Source organism: Telmatobacter bradus (assembly GCF_048629425.1).
GTDB classification, from domain to species: Bacteria; Acidobacteriota; Terriglobia; order Terriglobales; family Acidobacteriaceae; genus Telmatobacter; species Telmatobacter bradus.
The window spans coordinates 862393-878108 of record NZ_CP184532.1 but is presented as its reverse complement, the minus strand read 5'-3'; the positions used below and the strand labels follow the sequence as shown (position 1 = coordinate 878108).

Here is a 15716-nt window from a genome sequence, read left to right as displayed (position 1 = left end):
GCGCAGAAGTCCTTTCCAGAAATGCAAAAAAATGAATCCAAATCCCATAGAGAGTATCGATTCTATGGGAAACAGTATTAGTTTTGAGCGGAACTACAGAGCAGACCCTCAAAAATTCCTGTCAGGAAGTAAGCACTCCTGAAGAAAATCATTTTTTTCAATGCAGCGCGTCGCCCATTAGAGCAAATACTGAATTTGCTCTAATGGGCGACGCGCTGCATTGTTATGGTTTCTATCTCCCTGCTATTTCTGACCGTAGGTTGCGCCCGGACCATGCTTACGCGCGTAGTGGTGTTCGCTCACGTACGCCGGAATCCCATTTTCGGACGCTCCGAGGAGCATACTGCGGTACGCCATGCGGGCAATGTACTCAAGTACATCGGCGTGTTCCACCGCTTCCAGAGCATTTTTGCCCCAGGCAAACGGGGCGTGGCCAGCCACCAGCACGCCGGGAACTGCCAGCGGATCAAGATCGTGCGTCTTGAAGTGCTCGGCAATCACCGCTCCCGTATTGCGCACATAGGCCTCTTCCACCTCGGCCGCAGTCAACGGACGCGTCACCGGCACCGGACCGTGGAAGTAGTCGGCATGAGTGGTTCCGAGACATGGAATGGAGCGGCCTGCCTGCGCCCAACTGGTGGCAAACTCCGAATGCGTATGGACCACGCCGCCAATCCCGGGAAACTCACGATAGAGCAGAGTGTGCGTATCCAGATCGCTCGATGGCCGCAGCGTTCCTTCCACGATTTTTCCATCCAGATCCGTCACCACCAGATCAACTGCGGTCATGGTGGCGTAGCTGACTCCGCTGGGCTTGATCACCACCAGCGGCTCCGGGCCCGAGCGATCAATGCCACTGACGTTGCCAAAGGTATGCGGAGCCAGTCCACGACGGCTGATCTCCAGATTGGCAGCCAGGACCTGAGCGCGAAGCGATTGCAAAAGCATGTGAACCTCCACGGGGCGGTGGCCCCTGGTAAGCGTTTTCCCAAACAGTGTAGCAAGAATGGCAAAGAACTGAGGACAGAGAACAGTTTTACGCTTTACCCCGGTCTGTGTCGGCCAGAATGAATGGCTGTCCGGGCCATTGCATTTGGAAACCCGGGATGGAACAACCACGGAGGTTCGTGCTTTCCCGGATCTGAAAATCCAGACCCGGGGCACCCAGCTTCAGAGGAAAAGCTCACTGCCCTCTATTCCCCTGCTTCTCGTTCTCTGCTCTCTGCCCTCTGCTCTTCACCACCGTCGCCGGCGACCCGGCATAGACCGTCCATGGTTCCAGATCGCGCGTGGCCACTGAGCCAAGCCCCAGCACCGCGCCTTCGCCCACATTGACGCCCGGCGCAACCATGGCCCGAGCGCAGATCCACGCATACGCGCCCACCGTCATGCGGAAAGCCAGCAGCGGAAAGGCCGGATCGTCGAAGTCGTGCGTCGCTCCGCATAGATAGGCCTGCTGGGAAAGAATCGCATGCGAACCCAGGTACACAGGGGCTTGATTATAGATATCCGCTCCGTCGGCGGCCGTCACTTGATCGGCACAGACCAGATTCCAAGGTGCCCAGATCTTCGATCCCGGATAAAAATGACAGTTTGGCCCCATCTTTGCCCCAAACAACCGCAACAGAAACGAACGCCAAGCATGCAGCGGACGAGGCGAAATGCGGTAAAACAGCAGCCAGCACAGATTCCAGACCAGCCTCCGCAGCCGGTCCGCCAACCCGAAGGCCGGGCGCAGGTAAGGGTCGGAGGCCGTCTCCGCAGCAATATGTTCGGCAGCGTGATAGTGAAGCTCTTTGGCCATGGAATATCTCTATTTATTGCAATTACTTACTACTCTCTATCGAATCCAGGAAGCAACGACAGCTCTCCCCGGCACACACAACTATATGTGGATCATAGTACGAAGAAAGAAAGGAGAGAACAATCCGGAAGCAGAAAAACTATCTCAATGGGCAGGTTCGAATGGCTCAACGCGCAGAAAATCCCGCAAAACACCGCGCTCGTCGGGGCTGAAGACCCCCTGATAGCGGGCCGAATTCAGCACCGTCTGCCGCTGCTCCACGGGAACGGAACGCAGATCCTGAAAAGCACGCTTGATCAAAACCTGACGATCGGAGGGCAGAGCGGAAAACATCTGATTGGAACGGTACAGGCTCATGCGCTCCTGCGGCGAAAGGTGCTCCAGCGCCTCGCTGCGGGCCAACCTGCGCTGGCGCTGCTGCTCGTTCATCTGACCAACCTGCCGCAACTGCTCCACCAAACGCTGCTGTTCACTGGCCGGCAAACGATTGAAACTGGGATCGGAACGCAGCATCCGCTCCCGCTCCTGCGGCGGCAGATTACCATGCTGATTCAGCCAGGCTCCAAGGTGACCTGCAGGCGGCTGGGCATTGCGTCCATAGGCCCGTTCGCCGCTGTTGGGCGCCTCCCGCATGGGGGCTTCTGAGGAACTGCGCGACGGATTACTGTTGGCATGCTCCGGGGCCGAAGCGCGCGGCAATCCCTGTTCTCTGCGTGGTCCAAACCCCTGAGTATGTGCAGAAACAGAAGCACAGAGCAATGCCGCGACCATAGCCGCAGCCATAGCCGTCCTCCGCGATTTCAGTACCTGCATCATGCCCAAACCTGTGATGTTGTATCGTTTTTACTACAAATGAGTGTTCCTTGAACATGCTACGAGCATTTTCGGAAGACACGTAACCTTTTTAAGCGTCCGGCAGTGTGTTTATTGATAAAAACACCCCGGAGCCTTCCTTCAGCCTACAGTAATTTCGAAATGCTTAATTTCCAGATTCCTGATTGCTGTCATCGCTGTTCGAAAGCGTCTCAAGCCGGTCCAGCAGCTGGGCGTTTTTGTCCATCGTCCGCAAATCGTCCACCACAGCCGTCTGCACCTGCTCCTTGGGCTGAGAGTGGCTCCAGTCGCTCATACCCATATAGGTGCCACTGCCCAAAAGCAGCAGAACGGTGAGCGAAAGCGCGGCCACCGGACGCACATTGGCCTGCGGGCCAAAGGCAAAGCCATTGCGAATCTGCGCAATCTGCCGCGCCAGCCAGCCGCTCGGCTCAGCCTCGCGCTCAGCTCGCAGGCGGGCCTGCATGCGCGTCATGAAAAAAGGAGCAGGCTCGGGCGCATGCCAGCCATCCAGCATACACATCATCGCGCTGAGATCTTCCACTTCCTTGCGGCAATCGGCGCATGCCGCCACATGTGTGTGAACCGAGGCAGGAACCTGCTCCGGATCAAAGAGCAGATCCGCGAGCTTCGTCCGAACTGTAGTGCAATTCATCATCTTCTGTTTCATCGGGATTCCCCCGTTTCCGGGCCGGTTGAATCCGGCTCTCGGCTAAACAAATTCCTTTAACGTTTCGCGCAGCGTCTGATACGCGCGGAACAAAAGCGACTTGGTGGCTGACTCACTCAACTTCAGCACCTCACCGATCTGCTTGTAATCCAGGCCCTGGTACTTGTGCATCAACACTGCCATGCGCTGCCGTTCAGGCAACGCCATCACATGCTCGCGGATCGCCGCCATGCGCTCATCCTGCAACAGTCGCTGCTCCACGCTCATCTCGCCATTGGCCAGATCGGGCGTAGACCCTGTCTCCTCATCGGGAGCATCCAGATAAATGGTCTGCGCTGCGCGTTCATGGCGCGTATCGCGGGCGTAGTTCACGGCCAGATTTGTGGCAATCCGGTAAAGCCAAGTGCTGAAGCGCGCTTCGGCACGGTAGCTCTGCCGGGCGCGGTAAACGCGCAGAAACACTTCCTGCGCCAATTCTTCCGCTACCGCCTGGTTATGCACCATCCGGAAGAGGAAATGAATCATCGGACGGTGATATTTTTCAGCCAGCAAACTAAAACAGCTATCGTCGCCGGCCGCCGCGCGCAGCATCAGCGCCGCATCTTCACCAGGCTCCGGCTTTCCCGTTCCCATGGGCCAGGCAGCCGTCGCTTCCAGGGTCGAATTGTCCATGACCATGGTTGCCATACTTTCTGGAACACCGGTTTGGCCCTGATGTTGCGCCTTGTTTGCATTTTCCTGGCTCATTTTGACCAGAAAATCGGGCTTCGCATCCCCAAAACGCGCAACCCGGCCAGCTTCGAAGTCCCCGGCAAAGACAACCTGCCATGCTCTCTGCTGGTGGTCAATTCCGGACCCCAGCCTCGCCGCTGCGCCTGCAAGCACCTGCGCTGGCTCGCACACCATGGCCTTAAGCCGCCCCAGCCATTGGGCAGGGGACGAAAAAAGACACATGCGTACGGTCCAGCCGAGGGCAAGCACCGTTTTTTCAGGCTTCGAGAGCATTCAAATCCAACCGCAGCCGCCGGTTTTATTTACTTTGGTCCGCCCGGCGGCGCGCGATTCACGCTTCCCCGCTCCAGACGGCCATTTCCCGAGTTTTCCTCGGTCCGGCTTGGCCTTAAGGCCTTGCTGATGATACTCTAAATTACAGATTGGTCCTGTGGAACCCCCAGACCACATGAAACTTTGGGCGCTTAACTCAGCGGTAGAGTGCCACCTTCACACGGTGGAAGTCGCAGGTTCGAATCCTGCAGCGCCCACCAAGACTACTTCCAAAGCCCTCCAAAAAAATCTTGAGAATTCAAAAACACCCTTACAAATAAACAACTTAGTTGTACAGAGACGTCGAAAGACGTACCATGAAAGCCATGCTCTTTGGGGGGTACTTCTGGGGGTATTTGATTTACCCCTGGGGGTATTTTCTGGGGGGTACTTTCAAAGAAGGAATCCTGGCTTTCGATGGCGCTGACCGACACCGCAATCCGCAAGGCGACTCCTACCGAAAAAGCGTACAAAATCTCCGATGGCCGAGGGCTGTTTCTTTTGGTGACGCCCGCCGGTGGCAAGCTCTGGCGCTGGAAGTATTGCTTCGAGGGAAAAGAGAAGCTGATGCCTCTGGGCAAGTATCCTCAGGTCGGATTAGCCGAGGTCCGGGAAAGACACGCTGCAGAATCTCGTCTTTTGGCCTCTGGCGTCGATCCTATGGCGCAAAGGAAGGATGAGAGGGACGCCAAGAAGGAAGCTATCCTGCGGGCCTCTGGACAGCGTTCTTTCCGGACGATTGCCGAACTCTGGCTAGAGCACTGGGGAACGGATAAAAGCGCGCAGCATGTTGGAATTACACGTCGCAGACTCGAAAAAGATGTTTTGCCCGTTCTGGGGAACCGGCCTATCGACGAAATCGAGGCTGCGGAACTGGTTTCCCTGGTCAAGTTTGTTGAAGAGCGCGGCGTTGCGGATCTGGCCAAACGGCTTTTGCAGACCTGTGGGCAGATCTTTCGCTACGCAATCGCGCACGGCTACGCGATGCGAAATCCAGTGGCTGATTTTCGCCCTGCGGATGTTCTGAAACCTCACAAGAAGATCAATATGGCGCGCATCGATGTGCAGGAGCTTCCTGTTCTGTTGCGCGCAATAGAAACTTATCGCGGCAGGGTGGTCACGCGGTTGGCCATGAAACTTCTAGCGCTGACCTTTGTACGCACCTCGGAGTTGATCGAGGCGCACTGGAGCGAAATAGATTTTGAGGCGCACCGTTGGAATATCCCGGCTGAGCGCATGAAGATGGCTTTGCCTCATATTGTCCCGTTGTCCGATCAGGCCATCGAAGTCCTGGAACTGTTGCGGCCTCTTTCCGGCACCAGCGAACTCGTTCTTCCGAGTGAACGCAGTGTGAAACGTCCCATGTCGAATATGACGATTCTGATGGCTCTCAAGCGTATGGGGTACAAAAGGCAGATGACAGGTCATGGCTTCCGGGGTTTGGCTTCGACCATTCTGCATGAGCAAGGCTATGCGCATGAGCACATCGAATTGCAGCTTGCCCATGCGCCGCGCAATGCGGTGAGCGCCGCTTACAATCAGGCACTCTACTTGGAGCCGCGCGCCAAAATGATGCAGGACTGGGCAGACTATCTGGAAAAGACACAACGCGGTGGCAAACTCTTGCCTTTTACACATCAGGCGGTAGTTGCCTAAATACGGCAACCTCTTAATACGAAAGAAACGAAATAGACGAAAGAAGGCCATGAGCAACCGCCTTTTGTCTCGCCCTGTGAACCGATCCACAAGAAATTTATCTTTGCGACTCCATGGAAATTTATTTTTTGCGCCGCTCATATATTCCACTCATTCCCTACAGTCTTCCTCGTGTCTTTTGTTTAACCAAAAAGCACCACTTTTAGTGCATAGGAACGGATTTATCCCCCTTTGGCAAATATGCATTTTTTCTCTAAACGCCCTACATTCCTAATGCAGAGAAGGCAGACAGGTTTATCACCTTCGACGATTTTCTGTCATCGCATGAAGAGGATGTAGATTGGGCAATCAACTTCACAAATTTCTTCGCTTAAAAGAGGTGCAATGCCGAGTACCGTTCAGCCGTTCGCAGATTTATCTGCTCATCAAACGTGGCGAATTTCCCGCGCCGCATAGCCTGGGCTCGCGGGCCGTGGCCTAGCTGGAATCCGATATTGAAACCTGGATTGCGGCACGACTCACACAGGAGAATGGCCGCTAATGGGAGTCGTCACCTCAGATACACGAGGAAGGGATGGAGAAGAAAATGGTGGATCGTCTTCGGTGGCGGCGCGGCCCTGAGCTACTCCAACGCCGGAAGTAACGATGAACGGACGGCTGGAACCCTGAAGAACTGCGCCGACGGCTTCGATGGCGCGCTTGTCCAGTTCGCAGCTCTCCGCAAACCTCGACCAGTCATGCTGGAAGGCAGTGTGGATGACAGCATCGGACGCGGCTGCTCCGCTGCGCAGGCTCTCCAGGTCTTCGAGGTCGCCTTGATACGCCTGAGCGCCGGCGACGATCAGAGATTTTACGCACGCATCGCTGCGAGCAAGGCCAAGCACTTGATGACCAGCATCGATTAGCTCACGGACGACAGTCGAACCTATGAAGCCTGTAGCTCCTGTGACAAAAACCGCATCTTCTGTTCCTCCTACACATTTGTGAATTCGGTTAATAAGGAAGAAACGTTCACTCGGGTTGCGAGCCGAGTCGACACCTTGACGGTGATCAATCGCCAGTCGCAGGTTGAGAAGGGTGAGCCATCGTTTTCAGCCAACTCGTGCAGCCAATCTTCCGCTGAAAGCTCCGCCTGTTCTCTCCCGAACAATTGTTTGACGGCGTTGAAGAATGCTGCCAACTCTTGCTCCGCTGACTTCATCAGGCCAACAGTGCGTGGATTGGAGTTCTTCGAAGATCCATAAGAAACGATTTGATTCATATTCCGCGCCCCCCAAGCTGCAAGAATCAGAGACCGCTATTGACAGGTCCAAGTTTTCCGATTAAAACGGAGACATCCTCCGAATTAACAGATTACCGGAGACTGCCTCCGGTTGCAATTATTTTTACCCATGGCGAAGAAGAGTTCACAACCCGTCCCCCGAAAGCCGCGCACGGATGCGCAGCGAAACCGCGAGCGTATTTTGGAGGTTGCGAAGGAGGCGTTTACACGTTTTGGCGCGGATGCCAGTTTGGACGAGATTGCCAAACAGGCTGAAGTGGGCCCTGGGACTCTGTATCGTCACTTTCCCACGCGCGATGCCTTGATCGAAGCGGTCTATCGCAGCGAAGTGGAAAAACTAGCTGCGGCAGAGGGAAAATTTGCTGAGACCATGCCCCCGGTTGAGGCATTGCGAGCCTGGATGCTATTGTTCGTCGACCACATCGCCGCCAAGCAGATCATTGCGCCGGCACTGAATAGCATGGTTGGCGGTCCATCGAAGCTATTTGAGGGTTCTCGCGGCCAGGTCCAGGCAGCGATTGACGCGCTGGTGAAACGCGCGATCGAGAGCGGCGATATACGGCGGGATCTTGTCCCCTTCGACCTGCTTCGAGCGCTGATCGGGGTTGCCCACGTAGCCTCCGGTGCTGGCTGGCAACAAAGCGCCAGGAGGCTGGTGGAAATCCTCATCACAGGCTCACGCCCCATCGAATAGGCCGGTCGGGTCGAGGACTGGCGCGGTGTCCCGTAGGTCTGGCCTAGCCGTTTCTCCCTGTTTCCTTTGGGAGTGCCTCAGCAGCCAAACCGTGAATCCGTTTCCAGCCCCCGCCACATCGCACCCAGCGTGCGGATTTACCGCACTGGGCGCACCTGTTTGCTTCTTGCCAGGGTTTATGGGGCCTATCTTACTGGGGCAACTTTCGTGCCGGACCATCGAAGAAGCTGGTAGTCGTTAAACAGACCCAGCCCATCATAAAGCCACTCACTACTCCGTCGCTTCCAGGGAAAGCCGTTGCGTCCCCGGGCACGTTTCAGATGTTTCCTGATCTTCATTTCCACCCATTGTTTGACCTTTGAAAAACAGGAACTCGTATGACCGTACCGAAAGTAGTTCACCCAGACACGCAATATCGGATTGATTTTCGCAATCACACTTTCAACGGGCCAGCTGACATGCTGCCGGAAGACCTCCCTGAGTTTTGCATACAACGCTGTTCGCTTCTTCAGCTTGGGCGCGTAGTATGGCCGTCCCTTCTGCCGAAAGCTGAGTATGCGCCGATACTCAAAACCCAGGAAAGTAAAGTCCTCTCCCTTCTTCAGATCCACCATTCGACTCTTGTCTTCGTTGATCTCAACGCGCAGATTCGCGAACTCCTCGCGCAGCCGTTTGTCTATCGCCTTTACCAGCCAGTCACTCCGCCGTTCAGCATCAATCAAGATCACCATGTCGTCCGCAAAACGCGCATACTGGATGTTGGTTGACTTGCCCCCTTCGTGTGGTATCCATCGCCTTTTCCAGCATCCGGTCTACATCATTCAGATAGAGGTTACTGAGAAGAGGTGAAATCACACCGCCTTGGGGAACGCCTTTCTTACCGGTTGCCTTCAGAATCATCTTGAGCAAATGCATGACCGCATCATCACGGACTCGCCGAGCCACTTTATCTAACAGCAGCGAGTGCTGCACGTTATCAAAATAGGCGGATAAATCCAAATCAATAATGCGCGTCTTCTCTTCGACGATCGCTCTGGCCACCCGGGCCACGGCTTCATGTGCCGTCCGTTTCGGTCGATATCCAAACGACCCTGCTTGGAAGTCAGCTTCGCAGATCGGCTCCAGGATGAGTTTTAACGCCCCCTGGACCACGCGGTCACGGATAGCGGGAATCGACAGGGTGCGGACTTTCGTCCCCCACCTTTTGGAATCTCCTTCTTCCTTGCTGGCATGGGCCGATACGTGTTGGTAACTAATTCATCTCGAATCTGCACGAGAAAGCTCTCCGCTCCGCTTTCCTCAATGGCTTCGAACGTGACTCCGTCAATACCCGGTGCCCCGCGGTTGCTTCCCGCCATCTGGTAAGCTTCGCGCAAAGTCTCCATCTTGCAGACGTGGACGTATAGTCCCCAGAAACGCCAAGACAGTTCAGTCTTCGCCTTGACATATAGACTCCTTCTCAGGTCCTGCAAACTGATGGGCGTGTTTGTCATTTCACCCTTGCCTCCCTTTTTGTTAGAGCCGTTACAAACAGCAGGGCCTCTTCGCTCTGCGGGCATTACTCCGCTTCCTCGCTGTCGGGTCGGAGGTGGCGCACTGGGTTCCCCCGTGTGCTGGCCACCGTCCGCCGCTCAAACTGGACGTGCAGTTTTCCCGCATCCAGCTTTCACGAAGACTCTCGCTTCTGGGATGCAATCGAAGGAATTAATTGAATAAGGTTTACCAGCCCATACTCACCGTACAGCTTGCTTTCAGGGAGCTGTCTCCAGCCCTTGTTCCGCCAGCGTTTACAACGGTGCGACCGGATGCGTTGCAATATCCAGCCGTTGAGTCTGTTGAAGAGCTTTCGGACGTGGGCGCGCTTGTAGTAATTTCCCCATCCCCGAATTACAGGGTTGAGGTGCGCAATCAGTCCTGATGTATTCAGTGGCACACGTCGCCGAGTTCGTTCACGCACTTGATCCATAAAGCGCTGGATCGACTTTCCCTTCGGATACGCATAGAGATCACCGTCACGTACCCCGGTTCGGATCTTTTGAGGCATCAGCCTGAGTGGCCGCTTGCCTCGCTTGATCTTGTAACCAAGGAATTCGAATCCCTGTCGGACATGGACGATCCGCGTTTTCTGCGGATGAAGTACCACATCCAATTGCTCCAGTATCTTTTGCGCTGCTACTATCGCCGCTCGCGCCTCTGCCGCGGATTTACAGGTGATAACCCAGTCATCCGCGTACCTCGTTATCTGATACCCCTTGCGACGCATTTCCCGATCAAACGGAGTCAGGAGTACGTTACTCAAAACGGGTGAAACCACCCCGCCTTGTGGGGTCCCGCGCTCGGTGGGATAGAGTCGCCCTTTGCTATAACTTCCAGCCTTGAGCATTGCCTGTATCAGGCGCAGCACCCGGCCGTCGGCTATTTGTTGGGCTACCAGTGCAAGAAGTTTCTCGTGGTTGACAGACCCGAAGAAATCCTTCAAATCCCCTTCTACGATCCACTCCGACCCGCTCTGGATTTCTTTCCACACCTTGCGCATTGCGTCCTGCGTCGATCGCCCTCGCCGATATCCGAAGTTGGCTTCATCGAATATCGGCTCGAATATTGGCTCCAACCGATTGAGCAGCGCCTGCTGGCATACCCGATCAAAAATTGTCGGGACCCCTAACATCCGATACTCCCCCGGCTTGCCTAGTTTCGGGATTTGCACCTGCCGCACCGGTCGTGGCTGATAGACATCATCCTTGAGTTCCCTGTGCAACCGATCTAACTGCTGATCCAGTTGCGCGGAAAACTCTTCCAGGCTCTGTCCATCGACTCCTCCACTGCCCCGGTTAGCCCGCACCTTCTCCCAGGCCATCTCCAGGTTCTTCCGCTTGTATACCTTGTCGATTAATGAATGGACCTTCTTTGCACCCGTCGGGTTGATCCAGTCCGACAGTCTCCTCGGGCGGAAATGTACGGGTATTTCACTCATGGAACTGATCCACCTTTCCGTCCTTACTCACTGCCTTCCTCTCTCTTCCCAACCGCCTTCGCCGACTGCCTTCCCCGGCCCACTTCCGCCGCCGGTTGCCCGGTCACATGGCTTTCACCATGCTTCAGGTGTCGGGTCGGAGGTGGCGCACCGAGTTTCCCAGATGCTGGCCACCGTCCGCCGCTCAAACTGGACGTGCAGTTTTCCCGCATCCAGCTTTCACGAAGACTCTCGCTTCCGGGATGCAATTGAAGGTATTAACTGAACCAAGTTCACAAGCCCGTACTCCCCGTACAGCTTGGTTTCGGGTAGCTGTCTCCAGCCACCGTTACGCCAGCGCTTGCAGCGGTGCGACCGGATGCGATGTACGATCCAGCCGTTGAGACGATTGAAGAGCTTTCGGACGTGGGCGCGCTTGTAGTAATTGCCCCATCCCCGGATTACAGGGTTGAGGTTCGCGATCAGTTCTGAAGTTTTCAGTGGCACGCGTCGCCGAGTTCGCTCGCGCAGTTGATCCATGAAGCGACGGATCGACTTTTCCTTTGGGTACGCATAGAGATCACCGTCACGCACCCCGGTTTTGATCTGGTGAGGCATCAGCCGGAGTGGCCGCTTGCCTCGCTTGATCTTATAACCAAGGAATTCGAATCCTTGTCGAACGTGGACTATTCGCGTCTTCTGCGGATGAAGTACCACATCCAATTGCTCCAGTATCTTTTGCGCTGCTACTATCGCCGCTCGCGCCTCTGCCGCGGATTTACAGGTGATGACCCAGTCGTCCGCGTACCTCGTTACCAGATACCCCTTGCGACGCATTTCCCGATCAAACGGAGTCAGGAGTACGTTACTCAAAACGGGTGAAACCACCCCGCCTTGTGGAGTCCCACGCTCGGTAGGATAGAGTCGCCCTTTGCCATAACTTCCAGCCTTGAGCATTGCCTGTATCAGGCGCAGCACCCGGCCGTCGGCTATTTGTTGGGCTACCAGCGCAAGAAGCTTCTCATGGTTGACAGACCCGAAAAAGTCCTTCAAGTCCCCTTCCACAATCCACTCCGATCCGCGCTGGATTTCTTTCCACACCTTGCGCATTGCGTCCTGCGTCGATCGCCCTCGCCGATATCCGAAGTTGGCTTCATCGAATACTGGTTCGAATATCGGCTCCAACCGATTGAGTAGCGCCTGCTGGCATACCCGATCAAAAATTGTCGGGACCCCTAGCATCCGATACTCCCCCGGCTTGCCTGCTTTCGGGATTTGCACCTGCCGCACCGGTCGTGGCTGATAGACATCATCCTTGAGTTCCCTGTGCAACCGATCTAACTGCTGATCCAGTTGTGCGGAAAACTCTTCCAGGCTCTGTCCATCGACTCCTCCACTGCCCCGGTTATTCCGTACCTTCTCCCAGGCCATCTCCAGGTTCTTCCGCTTGTATACCTTGTCGATTAATGAATGGACCTTCTTTGCATCCGTCGGGTTGATCCAGTCAGACAGTCTCCTCGGGCGGAAATGTACGGGTATTTCACTCATGGAACTGATCCACCTTTCCGTCCTTACTCACTGCCCTTCTCTTTCTTCCCAACCGCCTTCGTCGGCTGCCTTCCCCGGCCCACTTCCGCCGCCGGTTGCCCGGTCACATGGCTTTCACCATGCTTCAGGTACTGTTCAGCCGTCCGACTACTGGCAACGCATTGCTCGCCTTTTCGCTCTCGCTTATAGGTCTGCTTACTCCGGTGCCACCCGGAGACGATGCCAGTCCTCCTGAGGTCACGCATTGTTCTTCCGTACCGTGCAGCCCGCAAACACCTTGGTGCGGTGGGTGAATGAGAACGCCTTCGCCTTCATAGTGCAGGCTCGACCTTGCCCCACCTTTGGCCGACCGGTTCATCTTCGGGGTAGCCCCCATCGATTACAGCCCGGTACTTCTCCGCATACCCTTCGGATTCCACCTCACGATGGACACCCTGTCCTCCGAAGTACAACAGCGAGCGGCTTCAGGTTCACCTTGGCTGTATCCGGCTTTCGCCTTCGTGCCCGTCTAGGCTTCTCCATACCTTCTCTCTTCTCCGGCCAGCGAGGCATTACCCCCGCTTTTGGATACAGCGCCCCTCATCCGAGCGCTGGAGGGACTTTAACCCTCCTAAACAATGCGCTGCTCAGCGCACACTATTCAGCCGTCCGACTACTGGCAACGCATCGCTCGCCATTTCGCTCTCGCTTATAGGTCTGCTTACTCCGGTGCCACCCGGAGACGATGCCAGTCCTCCTGAGGTCACGCAATGTTCTTCCGTACCGTGCTGTCTGCAAACACCTTGGTGCGGTGGGTGAATGAGAACGCCTTCGCCCCCATAGTGCGGGCTCGACCTTGCCCCACCTTTGGCCGACCAGTTCATCATCGGGGTGGCCCCCGTCGATTACGGCCCGGTACTTCTCCGCATACCCTTCGGATTCCGCCTCACGGCGGACACCCTGTCCTCCGGAGTAACGCAGAGAGCGGCTTCAGGTTCACCTTGGCTGTATCAAGCTTTCGCCTTCGTGCCCGTTTAGGCTTCTCCATACCTTCTCTCTTCTCCGGCCAGCGAGGCGTTAACCCCGCTTTTGGATACAGCGCCCCTCATCCGGGCGCTGGAGGGACTTCAACCCTCCTGAACAATGCGCTGCTCAGCGCACACTACAGACCCGGCCGAATCCCTCTCGCCGTCTACAGACTTCCCGGTGTCACCGGTTATACGGCTTCCCTGCTCCGCCGATTTCTCGACGGGACGAGGAGGGTTTCTCCAGTTGCTTAGCATGACCTTGTCACCGTGCTGTCCCTACCAACCCCGCCGAAGTGTTGCGCCGCAACAGTCCATGCGATGCTCCATGCTGCCTTCGCCTGAAAACGGGAGGCTCGGCCTTCGGATTTTGTCCTTTCGAGGCCATATGGGTTTACTTGCGTTACGGCCCGGCAACTCGCTCACCATCCTTGTAGATGGCTTCGTCAATGGGCTTCAGGAATCTCAGTTTCCAGCCTTCCTGCCATTCAAGCTACGGGGCTTGGACTTTTACCCCGGTGGGACTTGCACCCACTGATCATGCCAGCCTTCGCTGGACGCACCGTTTCTCAAGACCAATCCGTCTTTTACGGCGATAACTCGGGTTCAAATTCCGTTGGGTACGCAAACAAAATCAACAACTTAGACGAATCAAGCCGGATTCCAGTGAAAGTAAAGTGAAACTGGCATCCTCTAGGGCGCATTGTGGGGTTTCACTCCAGACTTCCGCTTGCCGGGGCCGGAGCAGCACGGCGGGATCAAAAGGGGCCTAAAATGTGGTATAGCCATTTTGAAGCAAACGCCAACGCCAGACGAGAAAAAGGCGCTCGCCAGTTTTGGAGCAAGCCTGTTGAAGACGTTCCACGCTGAATATGAGCGGAGTTCCGAGAGCCGCAGCATGGAATACCATCGCGGCACCGTAATTGGCTGGCGCTGGATGCTGGATGCCTTATACGGTCAGCGCATCACTGAAGAGATTGTTGAAGCTGCTGCTGAAGAAGCCAACTTGACTATTCCGCCAGCTTGTGACATTGACGATGAAGGCAACTGGATTGGCTTTGATTCCGGCGCACATACCTACATTGGCAAGTTGCACGAATAGCAACTTGCCAACTGCTTCCACACTCAAACACTGAATTAGTGATGAATGCTGATGGCTCAAACGACACGTCAAGCCCGCAAGTTGGAAAAGGCTCGCATTGGGGCTCTGTCAAGCATCACTGGTGACAGGCTGCGTGTTGAGTTGATGGCGCAGCGCCCACGCGCTGAAGATGACAAGCTGAACACTGACCTATTGAAAACAGTGCTGGAGCGTCTTACAGAAATTGAAACTAAAGCCAAAGACGCCACCACTGCGGATGACTTAGACGACTTTAAGGAAGACGGAGAATCACAGGGGTTGTTCGCTGCTTATTTTTGCCCTGTCAATGAAATTTATGATGAAGCCATTCTTGAAATAGACACCGTTGAAGGTTGGGGAATACCGAAGTCATCACCAAAGAGGCTCCGTGAATTGTTTACTGACAAACTGAAGAATGCTGCCAATGACCCGCATAGCGCCCGCGGAGCACTCTATTCCATTTACGCAGAAGCGGATGCATGGAAAGACTTCATAGATGACTATGAAGACACGATGGACACATACATGCGTTGGTTGTTTGGCACAAGCGTAGGTATGTTGTTGCTGGCAATCGCTGCGCTGTATCTTGCGCCAAAGTTTCCGTTCTTGATCTTTTCAGCCCTGTTGCTTGCTGGTGCAACGGGAAGCTGTATCAGCGTCATGGCCAAAATGCCAGCGTTGGATGCTAGTCTCTCAGGTGAACTTGACGCATATCGTCGCCGTGTACTCTCACGAATTGGTGTTGGTATTACTGCAAGTATCATTGGGTGCGGCCTGTTGGGATGGGGCGTCCTGCCAATCTCGATTCAGACTCAAACCTTTTCAGATGCCTTGAATGTCTGTTCTGCGCCTTCATCTCCATGCGCGGCAATTATCAAGGCTTTGATTGTCATTACTGTGCCGATGTTGCTAGGCTTCAGCGAACGGGCGCTTGCATCCTTTGAAAATCGAATATTGGGAGAACTGCACAGTTCACCGAAGAAACACTAAACAATAGCCCCTACTCTGTAGGCTATTTCTACGCCATCTGGAATACAGCATCAGCATTGAACGGCGGGTGGCCCAAGGTGCAGGGAGAAGTGAGAACAACCAATGAAGATGGGTGCC

The 15716-nt window shown here is 55.2% G+C and carries 16 protein-coding genes and 1 tRNA gene; 6 read left to right on the top strand and 11 right to left on the bottom strand.

Translation table 11 applies throughout. The annotated features are described in order from the left end of the window. Nucleotides 1-243 precede the first annotated feature (243 nt). The 5 genes from araD to ACOBR2_RS03730 form a co-directional block, all read right to left on the bottom strand. A complete protein-coding gene (gene araD / locus ACOBR2_RS03750; RefSeq protein ID WP_420238726.1) occupies nucleotides 244-948 on the bottom strand; it encodes an L-ribulose-5-phosphate 4-epimerase AraD in 705 nt (234 codons plus the stop codon). A 235-nt stretch (nucleotides 949-1183) separates the two neighbouring features. Continuing rightward, on the bottom strand, nucleotides 1184-1804 hold the full coding sequence (locus ACOBR2_RS03745; protein ID WP_420238725.1) for a putative colanic acid biosynthesis acetyltransferase: 621 nt from the start codon (nucleotides 1802-1804) through the stop codon (nucleotides 1184-1186). A 144-nt stretch (nucleotides 1805-1948) separates the two neighbouring features. Further along, nucleotides 1949-2587, bottom strand: coding sequence for a DUF3106 domain-containing protein (locus tag ACOBR2_RS03740; protein WP_420238724.1), 639 nt, complete (start codon nucleotides 2585-2587; stop codon nucleotides 1949-1951). Between the two features lie 196 nt (nucleotides 2588-2783). Continuing rightward, a complete protein-coding gene (locus tag ACOBR2_RS03735) occupies nucleotides 2784-3308 on the bottom strand; it encodes an anti-sigma factor family protein (RefSeq protein ID WP_420238723.1) in 525 nt (174 codons plus the stop codon). A 42-nt stretch (nucleotides 3309-3350) separates the two neighbouring features. After that, nucleotides 3351-4313, bottom strand: coding sequence for an RNA polymerase sigma factor (locus tag ACOBR2_RS03730; RefSeq protein ID WP_420238722.1), 963 nt, complete (start codon nucleotides 4311-4313; stop codon nucleotides 3351-3353). A gap of 185 nt (nucleotides 4314-4498) precedes the next feature. Between ACOBR2_RS03730 and ACOBR2_RS03725 the strand changes: the two genes are divergently transcribed. The 3 genes from ACOBR2_RS03725 to ACOBR2_RS03715 all read left to right on the top strand — a co-directional run bounded on the left by ACOBR2_RS03725 (nucleotide 4499) and on the right by ACOBR2_RS03715 (nucleotide 6489). After that, a tRNA-Val gene (locus ACOBR2_RS03725) sits at nucleotides 4499-4573 on the top strand. Between the two features lie 196 nt (nucleotides 4574-4769). Then, nucleotides 4770-6008 carry a tyrosine-type recombinase/integrase gene (locus ACOBR2_RS03720; protein WP_420238721.1) on the top strand — a complete coding sequence of 413 codons (1239 nt, stop codon included), beginning with the start codon at nucleotides 4770-4772 and terminating at the stop codon, nucleotides 6006-6008. A 340-nt stretch (nucleotides 6009-6348) separates the two neighbouring features. After that, nucleotides 6349-6489, top strand: a complete 141-nt coding sequence (locus tag ACOBR2_RS03715; protein WP_420238720.1) for a helix-turn-helix transcriptional regulator — start codon at nucleotides 6349-6351, stop codon at nucleotides 6487-6489. Nucleotides 6490-6526: 37 nt separating this feature from the next. Here ACOBR2_RS03715 and ACOBR2_RS03710 read toward each other — a convergent pair whose 3' ends face one another. Continuing rightward, nucleotides 6527-6910 (bottom strand): NAD(P)H-binding protein, encoded by a 384-nt coding sequence (locus ACOBR2_RS03710; protein ID WP_420239969.1) that lies wholly within the window; start codon nucleotides 6908-6910, stop codon nucleotides 6527-6529. A 71-nt stretch (nucleotides 6911-6981) separates the two neighbouring features. Next, complete coding sequence (locus ACOBR2_RS03705) at nucleotides 6982-7269, bottom strand: hypothetical protein (RefSeq protein WP_420238719.1); 288 nt, start codon at nucleotides 7267-7269, stop codon at nucleotides 6982-6984. A 130-nt stretch (nucleotides 7270-7399) separates the two neighbouring features. Here ACOBR2_RS03705 and ACOBR2_RS03700 point away from each other — a divergent pair, with 130 nt between their 5' ends. Next, complete coding sequence (locus ACOBR2_RS03700) at nucleotides 7400-7984, top strand: TetR/AcrR family transcriptional regulator (protein ID WP_420238718.1); 585 nt, start codon at nucleotides 7400-7402, stop codon at nucleotides 7982-7984. Between the two features lie 185 nt (nucleotides 7985-8169). On the opposite strand, the gene ACOBR2_RS03695 is transcribed toward ACOBR2_RS03700, so the two are convergent. The 4 genes from ACOBR2_RS03695 to ltrA (ACOBR2_RS03680) all read right to left on the bottom strand — a co-directional run bounded on the left by ACOBR2_RS03695 (nucleotide 8170) and on the right by ltrA (ACOBR2_RS03680) (nucleotide 12485). Further along, on the bottom strand, nucleotides 8170-8715 hold the full coding sequence (locus tag ACOBR2_RS03695; protein ID WP_420238717.1) for a group II intron maturase-specific domain-containing protein: 546 nt from the start codon (nucleotides 8713-8715) through the stop codon (nucleotides 8170-8172). Beyond that, a complete protein-coding gene (locus ACOBR2_RS03690) occupies nucleotides 8699-9241 on the bottom strand; it encodes a reverse transcriptase domain-containing protein (protein ID WP_420239968.1) in 543 nt (180 codons plus the stop codon). Before ACOBR2_RS03690 ends, ACOBR2_RS03695 begins: the two co-directional genes overlap by 17 nt. Before the next feature lie 409 nt (nucleotides 9242-9650). Then, complete coding sequence (gene ltrA / locus ACOBR2_RS03685) at nucleotides 9651-10958, bottom strand: group II intron reverse transcriptase/maturase (RefSeq protein ID WP_420236301.1); 1308 nt, start codon at nucleotides 10956-10958, stop codon at nucleotides 9651-9653. A 219-nt stretch (nucleotides 10959-11177) separates the two neighbouring features. Then, nucleotides 11178-12485 carry a group II intron reverse transcriptase/maturase gene (gene ltrA / locus ACOBR2_RS03680; protein ID WP_420236302.1) on the bottom strand — a complete coding sequence of 436 codons (1308 nt, stop codon included), beginning with the start codon at nucleotides 12483-12485 and terminating at the stop codon, nucleotides 11178-11180. Nucleotides 12486-14339: 1854 nt separating this feature from the next. Here ltrA (ACOBR2_RS03680) and ACOBR2_RS03675 point away from each other — a divergent pair. Together ACOBR2_RS03675 and ACOBR2_RS03670 are read left to right on the top strand one after the other, a co-directional pair. Further along, entirely contained in the window at nucleotides 14340-14591 is a 252-nt protein-coding gene (locus ACOBR2_RS03675) for a hypothetical protein (protein WP_420238716.1), read from the top strand. Nucleotides 14592-14642: 51 nt separating this feature from the next. Then, a complete protein-coding gene (locus tag ACOBR2_RS03670) occupies nucleotides 14643-15599 on the top strand; it encodes a hypothetical protein (protein WP_420238715.1) in 957 nt (318 codons plus the stop codon). Nucleotides 15600-15716: the final 117 nt, after the last annotated feature.